Origin of the sequence: Halopiger goleimassiliensis, assembly GCF_000455345.1 — an archaeon.
Classification (GTDB): Archaea; Halobacteriota; Halobacteria; order Halobacteriales; family Natrialbaceae; genus Halopiger_A; species Halopiger_A goleimassiliensis.
Window position 1 is genome coordinate 819,742 of record NZ_HG315690.1, and the last position, 23,768, is coordinate 843,509.

25 protein-coding genes and 1 tRNA gene are annotated in these 23,768 nt (G+C 64.6%); 15 read left to right on the forward strand and 11 right to left on the reverse strand.

Annotation, left to right across the window (positions count from 1 at the left end; genetic code table 11):
* The 7 genes from TX79_RS04055 to TX79_RS04085 all read right to left on the reverse strand — a co-directional run.
* A partial coding sequence (locus tag TX79_RS04055; RefSeq protein WP_049928264.1) for a type II secretion system F family protein occupies window positions 1-1,151 on the reverse strand: 1,151 nt, incomplete at its 3' end.
* Window positions 1,152-1,269: 118 nt separating this feature from the next.
* On the reverse strand, window positions 1,270-2,502 hold the full coding sequence (locus TX79_RS04060) for a FlaD/FlaE family flagellar protein (RefSeq protein WP_049925869.1): 1,233 nt from the start codon (window positions 2,500-2,502) through the stop codon (window positions 1,270-1,272).
* Between the two features lie 12 nt (window positions 2,503-2,514).
* The gene (locus TX79_RS04065; protein ID WP_049925870.1) at window positions 2,515-2,979 is read right to left on the reverse strand and encodes a flagellin; all 465 of its coding nucleotides are present in this window, start codon (window positions 2,977-2,979) and stop codon (window positions 2,515-2,517) included.
* Between the two features lie 16 nt (window positions 2,980-2,995).
* Entirely contained in the window at window positions 2,996-3,526 is a 531-nt protein-coding gene (locus TX79_RS04070) for a hypothetical protein (RefSeq protein ID WP_049925871.1), read from the reverse strand.
* Window positions 3,527-3,666: 140 nt separating this feature from the next.
* Window positions 3,667-4,293: an archaellin/type IV pilin N-terminal domain-containing protein gene (locus tag TX79_RS04075; protein ID WP_049925872.1), complete on the reverse strand. Its 627-nt coding sequence runs from the start codon at window positions 4,291-4,293 to the stop codon at window positions 3,667-3,669.
* A gap of 254 nt (window positions 4,294-4,547) precedes the next feature.
* A complete protein-coding gene (locus tag TX79_RS04080) occupies window positions 4,548-5,174 on the reverse strand; it encodes an archaellin/type IV pilin N-terminal domain-containing protein (protein ID WP_049925873.1) in 627 nt (208 codons plus the stop codon).
* Between the two features lie 2 nt (window positions 5,175-5,176).
* Window positions 5,177-6,385, reverse strand: coding sequence for an archaellin/type IV pilin N-terminal domain-containing protein (locus TX79_RS04085; RefSeq protein WP_081655481.1), 1,209 nt, complete (start codon window positions 6,383-6,385; stop codon window positions 5,177-5,179).
* 389 nt (window positions 6,386-6,774) lie between these two features.
* Between TX79_RS04085 and TX79_RS04090 the strand changes: the two genes are divergently transcribed.
* Window positions 6,775-7,134: a winged helix-turn-helix domain-containing protein gene (locus TX79_RS04090; protein ID WP_049925875.1), complete on the forward strand. Its 360-nt coding sequence runs from the start codon at window positions 6,775-6,777 to the stop codon at window positions 7,132-7,134.
* Window positions 7,135-7,413: a DUF7521 family protein gene (locus TX79_RS04095; protein WP_049925876.1), complete on the forward strand. Its 279-nt coding sequence runs from the start codon at window positions 7,135-7,137 to the stop codon at window positions 7,411-7,413. It abuts the gene before it with no gap.
* A gap of 28 nt (window positions 7,414-7,441) precedes the next feature.
* On the opposite strand, the gene TX79_RS04100 is transcribed toward TX79_RS04095, so the two are convergent.
* Window positions 7,442-7,864 carry a type II toxin-antitoxin system VapC family toxin gene (locus TX79_RS04100; protein WP_081655482.1) on the reverse strand — a complete coding sequence of 141 codons (423 nt, stop codon included), beginning with the start codon at window positions 7,862-7,864 and terminating at the stop codon, window positions 7,442-7,444.
* Between the two features lie 555 nt (window positions 7,865-8,419).
* On the opposite strand from TX79_RS04100, the gene TX79_RS04110 reads away from it, so the two are divergent.
* The 5 genes from TX79_RS04110 to TX79_RS04130 all read left to right on the forward strand — a co-directional run bounded on the left by TX79_RS04110 (window position 8,420) and on the right by TX79_RS04130 (window position 12,006).
* On the forward strand, window positions 8,420-8,614 hold the full coding sequence (locus TX79_RS04110; protein ID WP_049925877.1) for a hypothetical protein: 195 nt from the start codon (window positions 8,420-8,422) through the stop codon (window positions 8,612-8,614).
* 203 nt (window positions 8,615-8,817) lie between these two features.
* Entirely contained in the window at window positions 8,818-9,756 is a 939-nt protein-coding gene (locus TX79_RS04115) for a substrate-binding domain-containing protein (protein WP_049925878.1), read from the forward strand.
* 15 nt (window positions 9,757-9,771) lie between these two features.
* On the forward strand, window positions 9,772-10,488 hold the full coding sequence (locus TX79_RS04120) for an ABC transporter permease (protein ID WP_049925879.1): 717 nt from the start codon (window positions 9,772-9,774) through the stop codon (window positions 10,486-10,488).
* The gene (locus tag TX79_RS04125; RefSeq protein ID WP_049925880.1) at window positions 10,485-11,252 is read left to right on the forward strand and encodes an amino acid ABC transporter ATP-binding protein; all 768 of its coding nucleotides are present in this window, start codon (window positions 10,485-10,487) and stop codon (window positions 11,250-11,252) included. The genes TX79_RS04120 and TX79_RS04125 overlap by 4 nt, the downstream gene beginning before the upstream one ends.
* 49 nt (window positions 11,253-11,301) lie before the next feature.
* On the forward strand, window positions 11,302-12,006 hold the full coding sequence (locus tag TX79_RS04130; protein WP_049925881.1) for a TOBE domain-containing protein: 705 nt from the start codon (window positions 11,302-11,304) through the stop codon (window positions 12,004-12,006).
* A gap of 168 nt (window positions 12,007-12,174) precedes the next feature.
* Here the strand turns inward: TX79_RS04130 and TX79_RS04135 are convergent.
* Together TX79_RS04135 and TX79_RS04140 are read right to left on the reverse strand one after the other, a co-directional pair.
* A tRNA-Glu gene (locus tag TX79_RS04135) sits at window positions 12,175-12,249 on the reverse strand.
* A gap of 346 nt (window positions 12,250-12,595) precedes the next feature.
* Complete coding sequence (locus TX79_RS04140) at window positions 12,596-14,932, reverse strand: PQQ-dependent sugar dehydrogenase (protein ID WP_081655483.1); 2,337 nt, start codon at window positions 14,930-14,932, stop codon at window positions 12,596-12,598.
* 452 nt (window positions 14,933-15,384) lie between these two features.
* Between TX79_RS04140 and TX79_RS04145 the strand changes: the two genes are divergently transcribed.
* Window positions 15,385-16,122 carry a fumarylacetoacetate hydrolase family protein gene (locus tag TX79_RS04145; RefSeq protein WP_049925882.1) on the forward strand — a complete coding sequence of 246 codons (738 nt, stop codon included), beginning with the start codon at window positions 15,385-15,387 and terminating at the stop codon, window positions 16,120-16,122.
* A gap of 107 nt (window positions 16,123-16,229) precedes the next feature.
* The gene (locus TX79_RS04150; protein WP_230198540.1) at window positions 16,230-16,508 is read left to right on the forward strand and encodes a type II toxin-antitoxin system VapC family toxin; all 279 of its coding nucleotides are present in this window, start codon (window positions 16,230-16,232) and stop codon (window positions 16,506-16,508) included.
* 7 nt (window positions 16,509-16,515) lie between these two features.
* Here the strand turns inward: TX79_RS04150 and TX79_RS04155 are convergent, their stop codons facing one another.
* Complete coding sequence (locus TX79_RS04155; RefSeq protein ID WP_049925884.1) at window positions 16,516-16,803, reverse strand: DUF357 domain-containing protein; 288 nt, start codon at window positions 16,801-16,803, stop codon at window positions 16,516-16,518.
* Between the two features lie 140 nt (window positions 16,804-16,943).
* Here TX79_RS04155 and grxC point away from each other — a divergent pair, with 140 nt between their 5' ends.
* The 6 genes from grxC (at window position 16,944) to TX79_RS04185 (ending at window position 23,757) form a co-directional block, all read left to right on the forward strand.
* Entirely contained in the window at window positions 16,944-18,269 is a 1,326-nt protein-coding gene (gene grxC, locus TX79_RS04160; RefSeq protein ID WP_049925885.1) for a glutaredoxin 3, read from the forward strand.
* Window positions 18,270-18,484: 215 nt separating this feature from the next.
* Window positions 18,485-19,273 carry a ParA family protein gene (locus TX79_RS04165; RefSeq protein WP_049925886.1) on the forward strand — a complete coding sequence of 263 codons (789 nt, stop codon included), beginning with the start codon at window positions 18,485-18,487 and terminating at the stop codon, window positions 19,271-19,273.
* Complete coding sequence (locus TX79_RS04170; protein ID WP_049925887.1) at window positions 19,270-20,436, forward strand: chemotaxis protein CheW; 1,167 nt, start codon at window positions 19,270-19,272, stop codon at window positions 20,434-20,436. Before TX79_RS04165 ends, TX79_RS04170 begins: the two co-directional genes overlap by 4 nt.
* A gap of 21 nt (window positions 20,437-20,457) precedes the next feature.
* Window positions 20,458-20,904, forward strand: coding sequence for a chemotaxis protein CheW (locus tag TX79_RS04175; RefSeq protein ID WP_049925888.1), 447 nt, complete (start codon window positions 20,458-20,460; stop codon window positions 20,902-20,904).
* Between the two features lie 180 nt (window positions 20,905-21,084).
* Window positions 21,085-22,692: a globin-coupled sensor protein gene (locus tag TX79_RS04180; RefSeq protein WP_049925889.1), complete on the forward strand. Its 1,608-nt coding sequence runs from the start codon at window positions 21,085-21,087 to the stop codon at window positions 22,690-22,692.
* A gap of 186 nt (window positions 22,693-22,878) precedes the next feature.
* On the forward strand, window positions 22,879-23,757 hold the full coding sequence (locus TX79_RS04185; protein WP_049925890.1) for a CheF family chemotaxis protein: 879 nt from the start codon (window positions 22,879-22,881) through the stop codon (window positions 23,755-23,757).
* Window positions 23,758-23,768 lie beyond the last annotated feature (11 nt).

Sequence of the window (23,768 nt, forward strand, 5' to 3'; positions counted from 1 at the left end):
GGACCGAAGTTCTTCGAGCGCAGCGTCGCCAGCACCTCGGACGTGGTGGACTGTTTCGCGCTCTCGCTGGTCCCGAGCGCCCGAACGAAGTTCGGGAACGCCTCGTCGCGATCCACCACGCGTCGTTCCTCGTGCCAGAAGACGAGCCCGGGAATCAACAGCGGCAACGTCGCGATTGGCAGATACATCAACAGCGGGATCGCATCGAAGTTGATCGACGACGCTCCGGGGAGCAGCCCCAGGAAGCCCAGCGTGAGGACGATGACGATCAGCGCACACAGCGTGAGTCCAACGGCCGTCGAAGCGAGCAGTCGTTTCTGCGTCGTCGTCCGGTAGCCGTCTTCGAGGTACCAGATCGGATCGTCCGGAACGATCGCCCGGATCAGGAAGAAGAACCCGATCTGGACGAACACGAACAACACGATGACGATGCTCGTGGTGAGCGTCGGATCGTTCCCCGTCAGCAACGGGAGCACGACCGCGAACACCAGCGCGAAGGTCATCGAGATAATGATCGACAGGTAGAGGTCCTTCAGCACGTCCAGGTTGCTGAGCGACTGGCGATACACCGTCGAGTACTCGTCGATCAGGACGTCCTGTTCCTGAAAGAGGAACTCGTCGAGTTCCTGACCGGCCTCGAGCGTGTAGGCCATCCGCTCTAAGAGGTCCTCGACGGACTCGCTCGGGACGGCCTTCGCGCGCCGGCGACAGGCGTCGCCGAGGCTCAGGTGCCAGACGTCGACCAGGTCGACGACCCGTTGCATCTCCGTCGCGAGTTCGCCGTACTCCTCCTCGGCGGCGAGCCGGCGCAACACTTCCATCCGGTCGATGTTCGTCGTCGACAGGATCGTCATGTGGATGATGAACAGATGGGAGCGATTCTCCATCTCGATCCGGCGCTGGTCGAGCGCGAGGCGCGGATAGGCGACGGCGGCCAGGAAGACCAACAGGCCAAGCACCGGGAGCAACAGCTGGACGAGGAAGAAGACGTCCAGCACGACCGCGCCGACGATCGTGAGCAGGAAGATCAAAAACGCCGGGATCAGGATCACCAGGGCGTAGATCCTGGTCGGGAGTTCCATCTCGTCGTACGCCCGAATGATGGACTTCCCGAATTCTCCAGCGGCCGCGGATTTATCCGTTATCCCCATAGTACACCGGTCGTTCGTCGGATCAGTCGACGAGATATCGGTCGCCGACCGCGTGCCGGTTCTCGAGCACTACGTCTCGATGGACAGCATACAAAACTTCTGGCCCGCCGTCGGTCGATCAAGCGGCGTCGACGGAATCGATCGCCGACTCGAGGGCCACGTCCCGTCCCTTCTCGGGCGTCGCGATCGCCGAGATGTACTGCAAACTCCGTTTGTGTTCGCTCACCTCGAGCGCCGAGCGCGGTTCGGGATCCTCCTCGGGGACCGCTCCCTCGTCGCCGAACCCGCGCAGTAGGGATCGAAGGTACGTCGCCACCGGGTCGGAGATCCAGCCGATCGACTCGTAGTAGGCGACCGTTCGTGCCGCGCCGTCCACTCCCGCCGTCTCGACGAGATACTGCATCCAGTCGAGGGTCGCGATCTCCGCCCCGTGTCGCGAGGGATGGCGCACCAGATACGGCGGCTCGCCGATCTCGCCGTTGACCTGGTCCTCGATCGATTCCACGTCGCTGGACGTCTCGGTCGATTCGAGTGGGTCCGCTTCGGTCTCGACCGACTCGTCGAGAGCGTCCCCGGTTTCGTCGGCGGACTCCTCCTCGCCGTCGTCTTCGTCCGGTGCGAACGAGTCGTCCTCTTCGTCCGGCAGGAACTGGGTCAGATCCTCGTCGTCCTCCTCGTCCTCCGGTGGCTCGTCGTCCTCGAGGTCGTCCAGTTGCTCGTCCTCGAGCGGTTCGTCTTCGAACTCCACTTCCTCGTCCTCGAATTCGTCCATTTCGTCCTCCATATCGTCCGTTTCGAACTCGTCTTCCAGTGGATCCTCGTCAGCTGTTGCCATCTCGTCATCGAGGTCGTCGAACTCCTCGGCCGCCTCCTCGTCGTCGATCGGCAGATCGTCCTCGAGGAGGTCGTCGGCGTCGGCGTTGGCGATCTCTTCGTCGACCTGGTCGTCGGGATCGTTACCGACGAGTCCACCCTGGCCGGTCGCGCTCTCGAAGGCGTCGCCGATCTCCTGTTCGGCCGCGAAGGGGTTGACGCCGTGGGTGACGATCTCGTAGAGGTCGACCAGTTTGTCGACGTTCTGTTCGACCGTCTCGATCTCGTTGCTGATCTTCTCGTTCTCGCCGCGGACCGTCTCGACCTTCCCCTGGAGGGAGTCGATCTCCTTCTCGACCTCGTCGAGCCGGTAGTTGAGTTCCGAATCGTCCGCTTCGCCCCCATCGTCGTCGTCGAAGAGCTCGTCGCCCCCGGTGAGGCTGTCGTCGCCGCCGGCGAGGAGATCGTCCGCCTCGCCCGCCTCCTCGTCGTCATCGTCCGGTTCGCCGCCGAGTTCGCCGAATAATAACAGTACCATTGTTCGATCAGGTCAGCTCCCGTCGTAGTAGAACGCGATCGTGTCCTCGTTCCCGTCCGCGATGACCGTCACCGTGGTGTCTCCGCTCACCGTCGACTCGGGCGTGATCGTCAGTTCGACGACCCCACCGGGACCCCAGTCGTCGGTTTTATCGACGTCTACCCGCTCGTATTCGTACGTGTTCGTATAGGACCCGTCGACGAGGACGTCGATCTCGGTCCGCGGAATATCGCCGTGTCCGATGTTCTTGGCGAGGATCGTGACTTCGTCACCGCCGTCCGATACGAACGTCTCCGACTGTGATTCGTCGCTGATGATCGCGACGTCGGTCTCGATTTCGTCCGCGATCGACGTCCCTCTCACCTCAATCGTGTCGCTCACCGAGCCGATCTCGACGATGACCGTACCCGCGACTGCCGACGCGATCACGAGACTGCCGATGAACATGATCAGATGGGTCGCTGAAACGCTTGACATTCGTTAGTATCCTCCGTCAGGGCTGGACGTCCTCGAGCTCGGCCGAGTCGGCGATTCCGTACTCGGTCGTCACCTGCACGCGGTCGTCGTGTTCTCCCTCTTCTTCCGTGTCGGGGTCCGCGTTGGGATCGAAGTTCTCGAGGTCGTTGGCCACGATCTCGACCTCGAGGTGCGTGTCGGGGGCCCAGATATTCGTCTCCGTACGCACGTCGTTGCCGTCGACGATCCGGGTGTCGTCCTCGTAGCCGTCCGTCCGATAGTACTCGCCGTTGACCAGCACGTCCGTATCGTGGATCGAGAGCGACTCGGTGCCGGTGTTCGTCACGTTGACCACGGCGACGGGGTCGTCGGGATCGGTGTTGTCCTTGAGTGCGAACCGTTCGACCTCGAGAGCGACGTTCTGCTGTTCCCGTAACTGATCGTGTTGGGCAGCGAACGCCTCACCGGTCTCCGCACCAACGGTAAACAGCGTCGGAACGAGGACCCCGAGCGCGGCGAGAATCCCGATCAGGATGACCAGGACAGCGCCGCTCGTACTGAACCCCATTGGTTCTTCCTGATGCAGCAACCGGTCAAAAGCGTGCTGGCCACCAGGGTCGGAACCGGTCGGCGGTGTCCAGTGACGCGACAGGCGCGGCTGCTCGAGCGAGACGCAATCGCAGCGACGAGCCGTCGCTTCGGCCGCCGTTACAGGCGAACCCCTTGGCCGTCTTTCTGGAACAGGTCCGGGGCCGACAGTTCGACGGAGGTCACTGCGGACGATGGCGAGACGATGTCGAGGGTCGCGTCCTGACTCTCTCCCATCGGACCATCCTCGTTAGCGAACGGTTCCGATTCGGCGTCGAAAACCAGGATGTACTCGCGGTTTTCGTTGTTGAGTACGGCATCGTCACGACCGACGGGATTCATGTCGAGGTCCATCGCGACGAACTCGTCTCCATCGGGAGAAGCGGGATCGGACGCGTACACGAGATTCTCCTGGCCGCCGGGTCCGGTGACCTGGACCACGGTGTCGACGAGGTTGATCTCGCTCGCGCCCGGCGCGGCGGAGACTCCCACCCGGATCTCCGTGAGGTCGCCGTTGGCTTCGTCCCCGACGATTCCGACGGCAGTGTTCGCAGTGAGTCGCTCCGAGACGAGTTCCGTACTCTCCTCACCGGTCGCTTCAGCCTGCGCCTGCAACATGCCCCCTGTATCGATAACCACACCGGCTGCGATTGCAGCGACCAGCACCATCGCGATGAAGATGATGAGGACGCCGATACCAACCTGGCCACGGTCGTTAGAGTCGTAGGGGGTGAACGTGTCTGTCATGGATACCACCTGACGATCGCCCACTCGGGAACCGGCACAGCGGCGAGAGCTGATCTCGAGCTGCCGTGCCAGTTATACGATCAGTTCGGTTGGATGATTCGTTCGAACCGTCTTAGTACTGTTGGCTACCGTACTATTCGAAGACGTGGTCTTCGTGCTAACACTCGACTCAGGCCGTGATACCGACAGCTATCGCCGTCGCTATGCGACGTGATAACCCAAAAGAAAAACGACCGTTCGATCGCGGCGGTCAGTTACAGTCGGACCGCTTCGCCGTCTTCGCTGAACAGGTCGGGTGCGCGGAGTTCGACCTGCGTCGTCGCCGACGCCGGCGAGACGACGTCGATCGTCGCCGTGTCACTCTCGCCGTACGATCCGAATGGGCCCGCGTTGGGGTTGAACACGAGGATGTACTCCCCGTTGTCCGCCGACAGAACCGCGTTCTGCCCGTCGACGACGGTAGTGGGGTCGTTCGGATCGACGACCGCGAACTCGTCCCCGTTGTCCGGGACGGTGTTGGTCACGTCGTCGTCGGTGAACGTGAGCGTATCCTGTCCGCCGGGTCCGACGACTTGCACGATCGTATCCACGAGTGCGATGTCGTCAGCACCGGGTGCAGCGGTCACGCTGACTTCGACCGATCCGAGCTGGCCGTTGGTCGCATCGCTAACGATACCGACAGCACCGGTCGCATCGATCCGCTCGGAGACCAGATCGGTCGAATCTTCACCGGTCGCTTCCGCCTGGGATTGCAGGAATCCCGCCGTGTTGATCAGGACGCCCGCGGCGATCGCGGCGACCAGCACCATCGCGATGAACACGATGAGTGTACCGATCCCTACCTGACCGCGGTCGTCGTCGTTAGTTTCCTTCCCGAACATTGTTACAGCCTCACCGATTCGTCGTCGTCAGTGATCGTCGTCGGAACGCGAAGCTCCGTTTCCGTCGTCGCGCCGGAGTCGGTGGTGAAGACCACCGTCAGTCGTTCACCTTCGTCGAGTTCCGTGTAACCGGTCACGTCGGATTCCAGGTTGAAGGTGACCTCGGCACGGTCGGTGCTGTCCTCGAGGACGGTATCGCTCGAGCCCTGCACCATCTCGATGTTCGTGATGTGCTCGACGGGCGCACCGTCAGAGCCGATGAACTGCACGGTCGTCTGCTCGAGGTCGATCGAGTCCGAACCGGGTGCGGTCGCGGTCAGGAACTCGAGGTCGGTCACGATGTTTTCAGCCGGGAGAACGTTACCGAAGCCGGTCGCGACCTGACTGATGGCACCAGTACTATCAACCGTGAGAGCAGTGTCAGCGACGGTGATGCCCTCCACGTTTCTGATTTCGACGTTGTAAGTACCTTCGTCTATATCCACGTCCGACGGGACGTTGAACTGAGCGTCACCGCTGGCAATCTGGTCGAAGTCGAGTTCGACTTCGTTTTCAGACATTACAACGACCTCGAGGTCCTCGGCGTCTTCCGCTTCCAGCGTCGTTTTGCCGTCGACTTCCGTTACCGTGGCGGCGTGGGTATCTGCGTTGGCACCCGCCGCGGGACCATCAGCAATGTCACCAGCAGTGAAGACGGTGACGTCTGTTCCGACATCAGCTTCGGCAATCGTTTCGGTAACGGCGATAACGTTCTCACCGTCCAGCGTAATTTCGATGTCTCCCGCGTTATTCGGAAGTTCGAATTCGGGGGTCGTAGCGAACGTACCATCGGCTTGGACCGTGATATCTTCTTCGACGGCGACGACCTCACCATCAGCGTCACTGACGGCAGCTCTGATCGTCACGACCTCGTCACTCGCGAGGTTAGTACCGTCGTCACCTGACGTCAGGGTGGTCACCTCGGTTTCTGAATCATCGAAACTCACTGGGTCCCCACCGCCGACGTCACCGGAGACGCTCAGCACTTGCAATCGATCGCTCACCTGTTCTGTACTCTCCTCACCCGTGGCTTCAGCCTGCGTCTGCAGGAAGCCAGCGGTGTTGATCAATACGCCCGCGGCAATAGCAGCGACCAGCACCATCGCGATGAACACGATGAGCGTGCCGATCCCCACCTGACCGCGCTCTCGGTCTGCATCTGTTTCGAACATGTTTCGTAGGGGGGAACACCCGAATCGCTCGGGCGTCGGCATACACTCTAAACGGATGGGTATTAAAGCTGAGCCAGTATTTTCATGTGTGGGAACGGTCGCTCTCGGCGGACAGACCATCTGTACTAAGTATTACGGCCAGTCCGCTACCGCCCCCTGTCGGACCCTCAACCGTTGATTGACCGACACGACCGCCGTCCCTGACCGCGTCGCGAACCCCGTCTCCAACGCTCGTTTCCCGCACGCCCACCCGAGTCCCGGCCATCGCCGAGCCCAGCCGAACCCGCGTCCTCGAGCCTCGAGGAGCCGATTCCCAACGGTGAAAACGGCCGCTCCCGCGGTCCGAATCGGCAAGTACGGTTATGTGGGTCCGGTCGAAAGGCAGGCGCATGGACCCGACCGAGCTCCTGAACACGCTGGGGCAGAAGTACAGCCCCGACATTCTCCGCTCGGCGGACGAGCCCAAGTCGGCCCAGGAGTTGAGCGACGAACTCGACGTTCCCGTCACGACCAGCTACCGACGGGTCGAAACGCTGACCGACCTCGGACTGCTCGAGGACGACGAGGACGACCCCTCGTTCGGTGAGACCGGCCAGAGCAAGACGCTCTACCAGCGCAACGTCTCCGAGATCGTCATCCGCTTCGAGGGCCAGGAGATCGAGATCGAATCGAAGGATCGCGAGGTGGCCGACCAGTCCCTGGCCAGCGTCTGGGACGACCTCAGCCGCAGCGTCGGTGGTGACGACTGAATGCAACTCCTCGAGGCCCTGTACATCGTCTTCAGCGGGACCGTGATCGCGTCCGGACTCGTGATGGCGGGCATGGCCGTGCAGGCGTACGCGGAAACGAGACGACAGTCGATGGTCTACCTCTCGATCGGCTTCACGCTGATCGTCGCCGCCGCCACCGCGACCACGATCAGCGCGTTCGTCAACGACTTCCAGAACCCGCGGACGCTGCTGACGGTCAACTACTTCGTGACGACGCTCGGCTTCACCGCCGTAATCATGAGTCTGTACGCCGATTGACGTGCATCCCTTCCGTTCGCAGTCTGGACTATCCGGATCGATCCTGCTCGAGCGTGTCCACCCAGGCCGTCGATACACCGCGTTGCCCTGCTGCTTCACGTAGCGCGCTGTCCTCGGTCACCAGCGTGAGGGCGTCCCGCCGAGCGACCGCGAGATAGGCTGCGTCGTAGACCGTCAGCCCGGTCTCTCGTGCTACGTCCATCGTCTCCACCCCAGTCGGGCGCTCGATAATCAGTTCCCGCTCGAGTCGATCGAGAATATCGATCGCGTCAGCCATCGCCGAATCGGATAGCTCGTTCCGGACCAGCCCGAGTTTCCGGATCGCGTTGCCCGCTTCGTACCGAGTCAGGTCGAGCACGTGTTCGTCGAACAGGGCGTCGATCGTATCGTCCGCGTTCCCCCGCCCGAGAACGATCGTCACGACCGAACTCGCGTCGAACAGATAGGCCACTCGTTATCGTTCCTCTCGCGTCTCCCGGACAGCCGACACGATCGCGTCCCGTTCGATGTCGTCGCCGAGTGCATCTCCGAGTGAGGCGGCGTCAGTCCGAAGGCGGTCGCGTCTGCGTTCCCGTAGTTCCTCCTCGAGGGCATCTCGGATTACTTCACTGACGTTGATATCCTCGTCTTCGAGGTCCGATTTCAGATCGTCGGGGATTTTCGCGGAGACCGTCGAGTCATACTGTTCCGTACTACGACTCAGTAATACAAAAGTCTTCTTCGGGGGCGTGGACGGATCAGGGCGACGTCGAACCGCCACAGAGCTGCTCGATCAGGGGTCGGGCGTCGAGTGAGCGACTTCGGTGGTTCCATCACGTTGGGCCACGACTCGACGGCCCCTAGTGATCGAAACCCAGCGGCAAGCCGGACGTCGCGGCGACTGTCGTCCGCAGTCACGGTCGTCGGAGCAGGGTATTTCAGTCGACGATTGATCACTCGCCTGACCGGACGAGCTGGAGGGGTTCGGCCGGGACACTTATCCCACCCTCGGAACCAATCTTGCGTCATGAATATCGTAGACGGCGATAAGATCGAGTGTAGCCGCTGTGACGATATCGTCTCTCTCGACGACGCGAACATCCTCGGCAAATCCCACAACCGGAGCTACGCGAAACCGCTCTGTGACGAGTGCCTCGAGAAGGTGGGCGTCCCGCAAGGATACGAACTCGAGCGGGACGTTAGCTACCTCAAAGAGGACTGACATCCACGAGTCGACGCCCGACTGATCCGTTCGGATAGCTAGTCGAACTGTTCTCCGCTCGAGTGCCCCGTTCTGGGCGAGCGTTCCCACGTGTCGAAACCGATCCGCTGCGTCGGATCACACGATCCGTCACGGAATCGGCCCGCAGCGGTCGGTTCGGCCGATCCGAAGCTATTTCGGTCCGGGCAGCGTTCGTAGTATCTATGTCGATACAACGCCGTGAGTTCGTCGCGGCTATCGCGAGCGGTGGTGCCGTTGGGGTCGCCGGCTGTGCGTCATTGACGGGCGACGGTGACGGGGACGACACCGAGGCCGGAATCCGCGGGGAGACGCTGACGCTCGCGACGACGACGAGTACGTACGATACCGGGCTGCTGGACGAACTCAACGCCCCGTTCGAGGACCGATACGGGGTGTCCGTGCATACGATCGACCAGGGAACGGGAGCGGCACTCCGGACCGCACGCAACGGCGACGCCGACGTCGTGATGGTCCACGCGCGCTCGCTCGAGGACGAGTTCATGGAAGCGGGCTACGGCATCAATCGACGCGATCTCATGTTCAACGACTTCGTCGTCGTCGGCCCGCCGGACGACCCGGCCGGCGTCGCCGACGACGAGAGCGTGGAGGCTGCCATGACGTCGATCGCCGAGACGGAGGCGACGTTCGTCTCCCGGGGCGACAGCTCGGGGACGCACACGAAGGAACTCGCGCTGTGGGACGCGGCGGGACTGACCGTCGAGACGTTCGGCACGTGGTACGTCGACGGCGGGGGCGGGATGGGCGAGATCCTGACCCAGGCGAGCATGCAGGCGGCGTACACGCTGGCCGATCGGGGAACCTTCCTCGACATGCGAGACGAAATCGATCTCGAGATCCACCTCGAGGGACCGATCGAGGATGGCCCGGACGAACTGATGAACCCGTACGGCATCGTCGCCGTCAACCCGGCCGTCCACGAGCACGTGAACTACGACCTCGCGATGGCCTACATCGGGTTCGTCACGAGCACCGAGGGACAGGCGATCGTCGAGGACGTCTCCTCGGACGGCGAACAGTTGTTCTTCCCGGAAGCGCTGTCGGCGGAGCCGAACTTTCAACAGTACGTTCCCGAAGGATGGGACCCCGCGAACGGCGAGTGAACGACGACCCATAGCATGACACTCGAGCCCGGTCTCCTGCCGCCGCTGCTGACCGAGTTTCCCTTCGAGTGGCACTACATCCGGAGCATCGTCCGGGTCTCCCTCTACGTGAGCCTGACTGCAGTCGGGCTGAGTACGGTGGTCGGCCTGCCGATCGCGCTTCTCCTGGGGTTCAAGGAGTTTCCCGGGAAGACGCTTCTCACCGCAGTCATCAATACGGGAATGGGGTTTCCGAGCGTCGTCGTCGGCCTCCTCGTCCTGTTCGCGGTGTCGAATCAGGGGCCGCTCGGATCGTGGGACCTCGTCTTTACGACCGAGGCGATGATCCTCTCGCAGTTCGTGCTGGCGCTGCCGGTCGTCACCGGCGTCAGTCTCGCGGCGGTCAGCAGCGTCGACGAAACCGTCCGGGACGCGGCGTACGCGATGGGTGGAACCCGAGCAGACGTCGCCCTGGTCACGATCAAGGAGGCACGGGCCGGAATCGCGACCGCAGTCCTGGCGGGGTTTGGCCGTGCGATCAGCGAGGTGGGCTCCGTCCTCATCGTCGGCGGCAACATCGCCGCCTCCGACGGCACGTCCATCACGCGCACCCTCACGACCGCGATCCAACTCGAGGCGCGACAGGGCCGCTTCGAGACGGCGCTGGCGCTCGGTGCGATCCTCGTGGGACTCGTCCTGATCGTCAACGCCATCGTCGTCCGACTCGGAAACGGTGGTGGTCGGTACGGATGACCGTAGAGGCGATCGACGTTCGCCACGGCTACGGGGACGAGACGGTGTTCGAAGACGTCTCGCTATCGATCAGGTCGGGGGAAGTCGTCGCGATCATCGGCCCCTCGGGCGTCGGGAAATCCACGCTGTTGCGATTGCTGGCTCTCTTCGAACCTCCCGAAGCGGGTGCGATCACCTACGATGCCGAGGACGTCTGGCACTGTTCGGATCGACGGCGACTCGCGTACCGCCGGCGAATCGGCATGGTGTTCCAGGAGGCGAGCCTCTTCGACGCGAGCGTCCGTCGCAACGCGGCGTACGGGCTTCGGGTTCGCCGATCCTGGCCGGATCGGATTCGACAGGCCCTCGCCCGGCTGTTCACCACGCCGAACGGAACCGGCGACGCGCTCGAGGCACTCGAGACCGTCGGGATGCGGGAGCAGGCCGACCAGCAGGCCGCCTCGCTGTCGGGCGGCGAGGCCCAGCGAGTCGCGATCGCACGCGCGCTAGCATACGATCCGGAGGTGCTGTTGCTGGACGAACCGACCTCGGAACTCGATCCGCGAAACACGGCCGTCATCGAAGACGCCGTTCTCGCGGCGAAAAACCGCGGCATCGGTGTGGCACTCGCGACCCACGACATGCACCAGGCCGAGCGGATCGCGGATCGCGTCGCGGTCTTTCTCGGCGACGGCATCATCGAGGTGGACGACGCCGAAACGATCTTCGAGAACCCCGCGGACGAACGCACCCGGAAGTTTATCGAGGGCGAACTGATATACTGATGGCACCACCGATGGATCGGCCGCCGTCACACGCTCGAGGTATCCACCGATGACGATCGAACGGGAGTACACCACGAAACTCGCCGTCGACGGCGTCACGATCGACCGTCGCGACGTCGAGATGCTGGACGCGATCGACCGACACGGCTCGATGCACAAGGCAGCGGAGGCCCTCGGCCGCTCCTACGCGCGACTTCAGAACCGCGTGGTCGAAATCGAGGACGCCGTCGGCCCGATCACCGAGCGTCAGCGCGGCGGCAGCGGCGGTGGGGGGACCGAGCTAACGGAGACCGCACGCGAGTTGCGCCGGCAGTTCGATCGCCACGACGCAGCCCTCGGAGGCGTCGCAGGGATCACAGAGTCGGTCTTCCCAGGTACCGTTCGGGATCGAACCGGGGAGCTCGCGACCGTCGAGACCGAGATCGGATCGATCCTCGCGCTGGTCCCCGACGACGCGACCGAGGTCCAGATCAGCGTCCGCTCCGACGCCGTCGTCCTGACCGACCCCGAGGAGACGCCTCGAGCGGACGGCACGAGCCTCCGGAACCAGTTCACGGGGACCGTCGAGGGGATCGAATCCGGCGACGCGATCACCAGGGTGACGATCCGATTCGCGCCCGAAGGGATGATTCAGGCGCTCGTCACCAACGCCAGCGTCGACCGACTCGCGCTCGAGTCGGGCCAATCGATCACCGCCTCGTTCAAGGCGACCGCCGCGCGGGGCGTTCGACTCGAGCCATCTGCCGACGAGTGACTTCCGGCAGACTCGTGGTGGCAACTGCGACGGACGTTCGACGTGTCACAGAAGCGTGCTCCGTCTGGGATTTGAACCACGCGAAACGCTCGCTGTCGCTCGCGTTTCTCTACTTCAAATCCCAGAGCGTGCGCTTCCTTCTTCACTCACGACGTTCGTTCAGAAGAGTGCTCCGTCTGGGATTTGAACCCAGGTCATCGGCTCGAAAGGCCGAAATGATTGGCCGGACTACACCAACGGAGCTCGTACTGCGTTCGCGTTCCGGGCCTCGACGGACGCGCCGTCGCCCGTGAAACGTACGCACTCAACCGTTGCCGAGGGCTAGTAAAAAACGTTCCGTTCCGAACCGAGGGTGAGATGAGGTGACGCAGTTGGATCCCTGCGGAACGTCGACAGTACCCGACCGAGCTGACGACACCGACGTATCGACGATCGAGATCAGTTTCGGTGTCCGCAGCAGCTAGTGACCGCGTCCCCGCAGGTCGCAGCGCCCCGGAGCCTGACGACGCGAATGTGTTCTCGAGTCCGGAGGGTCCGCAATCGAGACCCGACTCGAAAATCCGACGGCTCGTCGCCGACCGAGTCCGGCTCAGCCGTCGGGGCCGTCGGTTTCGTTCGTCACGTCCGCGTCGGACTCGGTTCCGTCGTCGGACGGGACATCGGCATCGCCGTCGACGGGTTCGGTGTCGTCGCTGTCGGCGGTTTCGTCGTCCCCGTCGGAGTCGTCTCCGCTGGGGAACGCCTCCCCCTCCTCGTCGTCGTCCGGCGCTTCCTCCTCGGGATCTCCCTCGCCGACGACGAACGTGTCCTCAGGTTCGGGGACGGATTCTCCCTCCTCCGCGGGGACGATCTTGTAGATCTCGCCCGTCTCGGGCTCCGGTCGGAAGTCCGTGTTCGCGAGGACGTACAGTTCCCCCTCCTCGTCGCGCTCGATCGAGTAGACGTACCGGTTCAGCGACTCGCCCGCCGCCCCCTCGAACCGGAGTTCGGTCAGGTCCCAGCGCCGGGTCTCGACGAGGTCGCCGTCTCCGGCATCGGTCGCTTCGTCGCCGTCGGGCTCGACCGCCACGAGGACTTCGCCGTCGGCCTCGGCGACCCCCTGGCTGCTCCAGTTGCCGAATACGAAGGCGTCCTCGAGTTCCGGGATCGCCCGGCCGGCGTACCGGTGGCCGCCGACGACGACCGAACTGTCGATGAACGCCTCTGAGATCCGCGTGTGCTGGTACTCGGCGATCGGGTCCCGCAGCGACTCCCCGGCACGCAGGTCACTGACGTCGGCGTCCTCGGGGACCTGGTCGGGACAGTTTTCGATCTCCTCCAGCGGTGAAGCGGGACTGAAGCAGAACGATCCCTCCTTGACGTTCCAGCTGTAGTTGCCGCCCGCCTCGACCGCGTAGAGAGACTCGTAGCGGTGCTGGCCGGCGTCGGAGACGAACACCCGCCCGTCGTCGTCGATCGACATCCCCCACGGGTTGCGAAAGCCCCAGGCCCAGTACTCGTCGCGATCCCGGTCGGAGCCGACCAGCGGGTTGTCGTCCGGGACGCCGTACGTGCCGAACTCGCGGTCCTCCTCGACGTCGACGTCGATCCGGTGGACACCGCCCAGCAGGTTCTCGGTCGTATCCTGGCCGTTGCCGCCCTGGTTCTCGTCGTACCAGTCGTCGACGTGACCGATTCCGATATCGTGGACGTTGCCGCCGTCGCCGTACGACGCGTAGAGGTAGCCGTCCGGACCGAACGCGAGCGGTCCACCGTTGTGGTTGTCCTGGGGCTGGGGGACCTCCATGATCGTCCGCTCGGTGTCCGGATCGGCGCGCTCGAGGCTCTCGTCGGTCTGGAACTCCGCGAGCACGTCGGTGTGATCGTAGCCGAGCCCCTCCCGCTCCGGCGCGCTGTAGCGGACGTAGAACCGACCGTTGTCGGCGAACTGGGGGTGGAGCGCGAAGCCGAGCAGGCCCCGCTCGTCGTAGCCGCCGAGTTCGCCGATGCCGAGGCTGACGAGCCGATCCCCGATGTCGAGGAACAGCTCCATGTCGTCGGGCGTCAGCGCCCCGCCGTCGGCCGGCGCGTCCGCTGGTTCGTCGTCCCCATCTTCCGCCGGCTCGTCGGCCGCGTCAGCCTCCGATTCCGCCTCCTCGACCCGAATGCGCCCGGTCATCGTTCCCGGGTGGACCTCGCAGACGTACCGGTCCATCTCCGGGGTCGCCTCGAACTCCAGGGTCTGAGTTTCCCCGAGTTCGCGAACGATCGCCGTCCGCTCGAGAATGTCGTCGTTGGCGTCGAGGATGACGACGTTGTGCGGCTGGCCGTCGCCGTTCTCCCAGGTGAACCGGTAGGTCTCGCCCGCGGTCAACTCGAGGGTCGGGTTCTCGGTGCCGTCGATCTCGGCCGGCTCCATGCCGAACCAGCCGGGGATGACGCCGTTGAAGACGAACTCACCGGCCCCGTCGTCCGCGGGTGCGTCCTGGTCCGACCCGTCCGCGGCCGCGTCGTCCTGATCGTCGACGTCTGCTTCACCGCCTCGGGTCGCGTCATCGTCTACCCCGGCCTCGTCCGGTTCGTCCGGGGACGCGTCGTCCGCATTCTCCGTCGACTCACCCGCTGTCCGTTCGTGGACGTTGGTCGCGAACACCTGTCCCGTCTGCGTGACGACGAAGTGACGAACCTCGCCGTCTATCTCGACGTAGTCGAAGTCCGTCGGAGCCGGCAGGTCCGCCGCGACTCTCCGCAGCCCGACGGTCTCTCCCGCGGGGAACTCACCCGCGACGGGGACGTCGTCCGCCGCGTCCGCCTCGTCCTGCGCGCCGACGGCCCCGGTCAGGCCGCCGAACGCGGCGACGGATCCCGAGGCAGCCAACGCCTGCAGGACCGTCCGTCGCGAGTGGCCACCGAATCGCGTATCGGCTGTGTGGTTCGTTGGATTCATAGGATGAACGGGGCGGGATCAAACGGTCGGCGCGCGAGGGCAGCGGTAACGCTCGCACCGCAGTGGCGTCGGCCGCCCCGACGGGACCGACGGGCCCCGGTCTCACTCGGCGTCGATTCGGCCGCCGGTCCGCCCGCCGACCCCGAACGACTCGCCCCGTCATGGGTCGTGGTAACACGGTAATAAAGCGCGAGAACCGTTCCGCGCACAACCGGCTCTTGCGTTCCGTTTCACGGGCTAACCGCGAGTTGGAACCGCACGTCGATCGCCGACTCCCCACGGCAACGGCCGGACCGGTACCGTCCGACGCGGTGGGACGTTGCAGTCGAGGACACGCCGACGCGAGACGACCGGTACGCGGCGCGACGTGTAAACGCAATCATTCTCACCGATTCGCGGACGGGCCGTCTGCCATCTCAACGTTTTTCACCCCGCGACCCGACCGCACGCCCATGAAATACGTCCGGTTCCGCGATCCGGCGGGCGCGGTACGACGCGGTGAGTACGAGAACGGGCAGGTCCACTTCGGAACGGAGAGCTACGCGCTCGAGGACGACGCGATCGACGTACTCGCCCCCTGCGAGCCGTCGAAGATCGTCTGTATCGGGCGCAACTACGCCGATCACGCCGACGAGATGGGGTCGGACGTGCCCGATCGGCCGCTGCTCTTTCTGAAACCACCGAACGCAGTCGCGAGCCACGGCGATACGATCACGGCACCCGCGGGCAAGGAGCGCATCGACTACGAGGCCGAACTCGGCGTCGTCGTCGGCGAGCAGTGTCGCCACGTCCCCGAGGACGAGGCGATGGACGTCGTCGAGGGATTCACCTGCGTGAACGACGTTTCGAACCGTGACGACCAGCGCCAAGAGAAAAACTGGATCCGCGGGAAGGCCTTCGACGGCGCAGCACCGCTCGGTCCGGTCCTCGCGACGCCCGACGAGGTACCCGACGACGCTGCGGTGCGCTCCCGCGTCAACGGTGAACTCAAACAGGACGGCCACCGCGGACAGCTCATCTTCCCCGTCCCCGAACTGATCGCCGAGATCACGACCTACCTCACGCTCGAGCCGGGCGACGTCATCGCCACCGGCACGCCCGAGGGCGTCGGCCCCCTCGAGGACGGCGACGAGGTCGAGATCGAAGTCGAGGGCGTCGGTACGCTCGAGCATACCGTTCGGATTCCCTGATTTTCGGACCCGACAGTCGGGTTCACTGGCTCCGAACGCCGGATCGATCGTCCACGGGGAGGGCCGCGATCGAGGAACACGAGAGAAAACCGGTTTTCGTTCCGTCGGTGGCGCTGTTCGAAGCGTACCGCGGTGAGCCGTGTGCCGACGGGAGTGCGGGCGTCCAACGTGTCGCATCGGGACTCGACTGGGCCGACCCGCTTCCGCTAACCGAACCGATGATTCGAGAGGCGGCGGTCATCGAGGCCGAACTGCTCGAGGCCGGCGAGCGGGTCAACCTCGACGAGACGCTTATCGCCGGAATCTGTCGCCACAACGGGGCTCAGGTCGTCACCCGGGACGGCCACTTCGAGCAGATTCCCGACCTGGACGTGCAGTCGTACTAACCGACCGTCACTCGACCGTGAACAGGTGCCCCTCGGTGGGTACGTCGAACAATCCTACGCGTGCGCCCGCGTCGAGCCACGCGTGGCCGTAGGAAAACGACGCCAGGGCGTTGACCGGATCGTCGTTCTCGCGGAAGTGCCGGCCGTCCGCGAGGTAGGACTCGGCCATCTCGTAACACTCCGCGGCGGCCTCGGCCATCGGCGTCCCCGCCGGCGGCGCGACCGTCGCCTCCTCGAGGGCCTCCGCGAGCAGTTTCCCGTAGCGGTCCGTCTTCTCCTCGAGATCGGCGGTCATATCGGATCCTGGTGCGGACCAGCCGTAAACCCGTTGCCATCGCGGGAACGCGCGCACCACCTCGGTACCCCGCGTCGAAGACGGACTACGGACCTGCTGGGAACGCAAGTCGTATACCCCTCGTATCCTTATTCGTGAGCATGAGCGACCAGCCGCGCGTCGAGATTTACACCAAGGAGGACTGCCCCTACTGCGAGAAGGCGAAGGACCTCTTCGACAGCAAGGGGATCGAGTACGAGGAGTACAACGTCACCGGCGACGACGACCGCTTCGAGGAGATGGTCGAGCGTGCGAACGGCCGCAAGACCGCCCCCGAAGTCTTCATCGACGACGAACTCATCGGCGGGTGGGACGACACGAGCGCGCTGAACGAGACGGGCGAACTCGACGAGAAGTTAGGTATTGCAGACGACAGCGACGACGAAATCGTCGAACACCGCAAGCTCATCATCGCGGGGACGGGGATCGCCGGCCTGACCGCCGCCATCTACGCCGGCCGCGCGAACAACGAGCCACTGGTCATCGAGGGCGACGAGCCGGGCGGCCAACTCACGCTCACGACGGACGTTGCCAACTACCCGGGCTTCCCCGAGGGGATCGGCGGCCCAGAACTGGTCAACAACATGAAAGAGCAGGCCAAACAGTTCGGTGCCGACCTGAAAAACGGCATCATCGAGTCCGTCGACGACTCCCAGCGGCCGTTCCGCGTCGAACTGACCAACGGCGACGTCTACACCGCCGACGCAGTCATCGCCGCCTCGGGCGCGAGTGCCCGCACGCTCGACATCCCCGGCGAGGACGAACTGATGGGATACGGCCTCTCGACCTGCGCCACCTGTGACGGCGCGTTCTTCCGCGGCGAGGACATGCTCGTCGTCGGCGGCGGCGACGCCGCGATGGAGGAGGCGACCTTCCTGACGAAGTTCGCCGACACCGTCTACATCGCCCACCGCCGCGAGGAGTTCCGCGCGGAGGACTACTGGGTCGACCGCGTCCAGGAGAAGGTCGAGGAGGGCGAGATCGAGATCATGAAAAACACCGAACTGATCGAGGTCCACGGCTCCCAGGAGGAGGGCGTCGACTACGTCACCCTCGTCGAGAACGAGAAGGGGCACCCGACCGACCGCCTCGACGACCCCGAGACCAACGAGTTCGAGTTCGACGTCGGTGCCGTCTTCCTCGCGATCGGACACACGCCCAACACCGAGTACCTCGAGGACACCGGCGTCGAGATGGACGACGAAGGCTACCTCGAAACACAGGGCGGCGACGGCGGCGGCCAGACCGAGACGGCCGTTCCCGGCATCTTCGGTGCCGGCGACGTCGTCGACTACCACTACCAGCAGGCCGTCACCGCCGCCGGGATGGGATCGAAGGCCGCACTGGACGCCGACGAGTACCTCGAGGACCTCGAACGCGCCGACTCGAGCGCCGAGGAGGCGGAGCCTGCGGCGGCCGACGACTGATCGCGGCCGCTCGAGTGCTGCCGGGCGACGCACGGCCGAGTCGATCGACGCACGATTCGCTTTTTCGATGCACCGCTCGCTTCCCTCACAGCCTGCCGTCGGGTCGTCCGGCCCGACCCGTCGACGAGGACCGCGAAACCCGTCAACGCGCCGGACAGTGCGGGAGCAGGTTGGCCGTGTGAGTTATGTGGGCAGAATCGAAACGAGCCACTCGAATGGCGGGACCCGCTCGGCTCTGCGTGACAAATCAAAAGGGAGGCGTCGGAAAGACCACCGTCGCGATCAACCTCGCCGGTGCGTTGAACGAACTCGACCGCGAGGTCCTGTTCGTCGACCTCGATCCACAGGGGAACGCGACGGAAGGGCTCGGCTTGCTCGAGGCCTACGACGCGGAACCGCCGACCCTTCTCGATGCACTGGTCGAACCGACCGACGTGTCGCGTTCGGAACTCGTCTACGACCACGAGGAGATGGACGTCGTTCCGAGCAACGTCGACATGAACGCGGCCGAGGCGACGCTCGCGCCCGAAGACGACGGGGCGACGCGACTCGATACCCTGTTGACGGAGCTCGAAACGGGGTACGACGTCGTCGTCGTCGACTGTCCGCCGAACCTCGGACAGGTGACCGACAACGCCCTGATCGCGACGGAGAACCTGGTCATCCCGGCGCTGGCCGAGTCGACCAGTAAACGGTCGCTGGAACTGCTCTTCGATTACGTCGGCGCATTGGAGATGGACTACGACGCCGAGATCGAACCCCGGGCGCTGGTCGCCAACCGGATCGAGACCACGCGCGAAGCCGACGAGATGCTCGAGTGGTTCGACGAGGCGCTGCCGGACGTGCCCCTCTATCGCATTCGGAAACGCGTCGCCCTCCAGCGGGCGTTCGCCGAGGGGACGTCGGCCTTCGCCGTCGAGGAGGAGATCGACATGTGCGAGCGGTTCCTCGAGCTCGCCGACCAGCTGGTCGAGACGCTCGAGCCGATGGAGGTAAACGCATGACAGACGACCGAGCACGCCGAATACGAGACCTGCGGAACCGACGGGCGTCGAGTGACGACGACGCAGCCGACGACGAGCAGACGTCGTCGGCGGACGAACAGCCAGCAGTCGCCGACGGGGACGGATCGGATCCGTCCGACGGCTCGACCACCGAGACCTCCGAGACCGACGAATCCGACGAGGCGGAATCCGCGGCCGACGACGCTCCAGAGCGAACCGATGCGGACGACGATCCGGCGGTCGACGAACAGCCGGAGTCCGAGCCCGCCGAGGCGACCGACGGAGCCGAGGAGACCGACGACGCGGAGACGGATCCCGAGCAGGTTCCCGAAGCCGGATCGGAACCCGACGACGCGGATGACGTGCCCACCGAAGCGGTGGCTGAAGCGACCACGGCGGCGGCACCCGCACCGACGGACGCGGACGGGGAGGCGGGCCAGTCGCTCTCGTTCGAGGAATCGGCGGCGATCGGGACCCCGGACTCGAGTGCCGGCGACGGCCTCCAGCCGATGGTCGACGCCGACCAGGCGACCCAGTCGGCGTTCGGCGGTGCGATCGCCAGCGACGACGTCCTCTCGGAGTTCGTCGACGACGTCGGCACGGAGGGCGCGGGAGGCGGAGCGGCGGCGGTCGAGGCCGGCGGCTACGGCAGTCGCGGCGCGGCCGTCTTCGAGCAGGGCGACACCCTCGTCGCGTCGGCACACGACGACGAGGCGATCCAGATGCTCGAGTTCTACCTCAACGACAACCGCTACGCGATCGAGATCGATCGAATCAGCGCGATCGTCGAGATGAAAGAGATCACGCGGTTCCCGCGCGGTCCCGACGCGATCGACGGCGTGACCGACCTGCGCGGCGAGATTACGGCCGTTCTCGATCCGACGGCCCTGCTCGACGTCGAGCGAAACGAACTGAGCGACGACCAGTACATCGTCGTGCTGGAACGCGACGACGACAAGCAGAAGCTGGGAATCCGCGTGACGGACGTCTCGCAGGCGGTCACCTATCGCGAGTCCCAGATCGACGAGACGGCAGCGGCGATGGACTCGGCGAACGAGAGTCAACACGAATTCATCAACGGCATCGTCAAGAAACCGATCGACGACCGGACGGCGCTGGTCACGTGGCTCGACATCGACGCCATCATCGAGAACACGGACTGAGCCCACCACTACTATCACACAATGGCTACGACGAAATCGACAGCGGACACGAGCGAGAGTACGCACGTGCTCGAGTTCGACCTCGGGGAGAATCGGTACTGCGTCGACATCGGCTACGTCGCGGAGATCGTCAACACCGACGAGCTGACGCCGATTCCGAACACCCCGTCACACATCGAGGGCGTGATGGATCTGCGCGGCGAGACGACGAAGATCGTCAACCTGCGGGAGATCTTCCGTGACAGGGCAGGTGACGGCGACGACGTCATCGGAAATCGGATCATCGTCTTCAAGCGCAAGCGCGACTCGAACGAACGGATCGGCTGGTTAGCCGACGAGGTCCACCAGGTTCGAGAACTCCAGACGGACATCGTCGATACCGCCGTCGAAGGCTCCCAGATCGCGGGGATCGTCCGCCGCGAGGACGAGTTCGTGCTCTGGATCGATCCGACCGCCGTCAGGGTGTAGCGCGGGACCATCGACTTCTTCGGTACCGTTCGACACGCTCGACCAGTAGTAGCGGGTCCGTCCTCGATCCGAAGGGCCGTGGGCGGGCGATGGATCGTCGCCCCTCGAGAGCGAAAACCGCAGGCGGGCTCGCGGAATCGGCCATGAGAGCTATAAAACGAACCCCTATTCATGGGTGTAATGGGAACGTCCGTTTCCGACTACAAGATCGACGACGAGAAGCGACGAACTGTCGACGGCGCAGCGCTCACCGACGAACTCGGGATCGACCGCCGCGAGATCGAACGGCGCAAGGCGTTCACCCGATTCGACGACGCCGACGCCGAGCGGCTCGAGTCGCTCGCGCCCATCGTCGAGGAACTTGCCGACGACCTCGTGGACGACTTCTACGATCACCTCCAGTCGTTCTCCGACTCCGCGGCGATTCTGGACTCCTCCTCGAAGGGGCTCGAGGCGCTCGAGCGGACCCAACGCCAGTATCTGACGGATCTCGTCGGCGGCGAGTACGGGCAAGGGTACTTCGATCGACGGGCCCGCGTCGGGAAGATCCACGACATGCTGGACCTCGGGCCGAAGTTCTATCTCGGGAGTTACACGATCTACTACGACGGCATCATTTCCGCGATCGGCGACGACGCCACGGAACGGCTGGATGCGGCGGCCAGCCACGCCGAGGCGGACCGACTCGAGGGTCCTGACGGCCGCAACGGAGCCGACCGACTCGAGCGAGCAGCCGAGCAGAACGCGGCAGAGCAAGCCGAGGGCGACGCCGTCGTCTCCCTCGAGGACGCCCAGCGCGTCGTCGACGACGTCGTCGCGGACGCGCTCTCGGTGCTGAAGCTTCTCACGCTCGATCAGCAGACGGCGATGGAGACCTACATCCACTCCTACGCCGACGTCGAGGCGGAACTCGAGCGACGGCGACAGGTCGCGGAGAACGTCTCGACCGAGGTGACCGAACTCCGGGAGGACTCCGCGGACGTCGGCGACCGCTCGGCCGAGATCGCCGACCTCGCGGACGACCAGTCGGAGACGATGGCGGAGGTGGCGACGGAGGTCTCGAACCTCTCGGCGACGGTCGAGGAGATCGCCTCGAACGCCGAGGAGGTGAGCGCGACCAGCGAGCGCGCGGAGACGATCGCGACGGAGACGGTGGAGACGGCGACGGCGGCCATCGAGCGGATGGAACGCGTGGAAACCGCGGCGGCCGACGTGACCGACGATGTCGAGGAACTCCGAGAAGGGGTCGATCGGATCGACGAGATCGTCGACGTGATCAACGATATCGCCGACCAGACCAACTTGCTCGCGCTGAACGCCTCGATCGAGGCTGCCACAGCCGGCGAAGACGGCACAGGGTTCGCCGTCGTCGCGGACGAGGTCAAGTCGCTGGCCGAAGAAGCACAGGACGAAGCCGCGGAGATCGAACAACTCGTCGGCACGATCCAGGAGAACACCCGCGAGACGAGTCGGAGTCTCGAGACGGCGACCGACGAGATTTCGGCGGGCGTCGATGGCGTGAACGAGACCGTCGAGAACTTGCGGCGGATCGAGGAGACGATCGAGGAAGCCAGCGTCGGGATTCGGGAAGTCGCGACGGCGACGGACGAACAGGCCGCCGGCACGGAGGAGGTCGCGAGCGCGACCGACGCGGCCATGCAACAGGCCGAGGAGGTCGCCGAGGAAGTCACGGCGATCGCGAGCGCCAACGAGCGACTGCGCGAGTCCATCGACGAGATCGACACCGAGGTAGGGCGACTCACGGGCGATGACGACGGGGGTTCCTGATCGCAGGCGGGGTCGGGGCAGGGTAGCCGTCGGGCGGTTCCGGTCCGACTCGTGCGGAACTCGCACGCGCAGTGTGGGGACTTGTCATCCCGTTCCCCAGTGTAAAGAGATATATATGTCGATCCCCGAATGACGGTAACGAACCCTTCACGTTCGTCGCGCAGTGAGTTGACACCGGACCGAACTATGACAGAGGACATCGTCGCAGACTTTACCGCCCGATTCGTGCTGAACGAGGGAGCGGACGGTGCGGGCACGCCGGTCAACGGGCGGATCATCACGACCAAGCGACGACTGGTCCTCGCGACCGGTGACGACAAGACGACGATTCCGCTGTCGAACGTGATCGACATCAACGTCGGATCGGTCCCCAGCCACGTCAAACAGTTCTTCGACGACACGGTTACCATCGGCTTCGAGGGGCCGACCGGCGTCAGGAGCGTCGTCATCGAGAGCGAAGGTGACACGCTCGAGACGTTCGTCGCGATCCTCTTTCGGGTCCTGTTGAACGGCCGCACGGTCGCCGTGAAACACCCGGCACGGGTCGGTGGTCGCGTGAAGGACAGTCCCGTCACGAAGGGGAAACTCCGGATCAAGAAGCGCTCGATCGAGGTCGCGACGAACGGCGAGCGGCTCCGGTTCGCCGTCGAGAGCGTGATGAACATCAACCGGGCGAACAAACTCGGCGAGCGGGACGACCGCGTCACGCTGGTCGTCAAATGGGTCGACGACGACGGCCTGACGAAGACATCGCTGATCGCGCCCGCGAAGAGCCAGTACGTCAATCTGCTCGCTCGGTTCCTCCGCCTCGAGTTCGACGAACTCCGCGAGGAGATCGAGGAGATCGAACTGACCAACCCCGAGAAACGGGTGCTGGTCAGCGTCCACGCGACCGGCGGAGAGATCGACTTCACCAACCTGCTCGACGGCGATCCGGCCTACGTGACCAACGTGTTGAACTCGGTCAAGAACAAGGACCTGATCCTCGAGAACGGCGACGGCATCACGCTGACGCCGAAAGGACGGATCATCGTGAGCCAGCGGATCGAAGACGTCAACGCCTGACCGGCCACCCG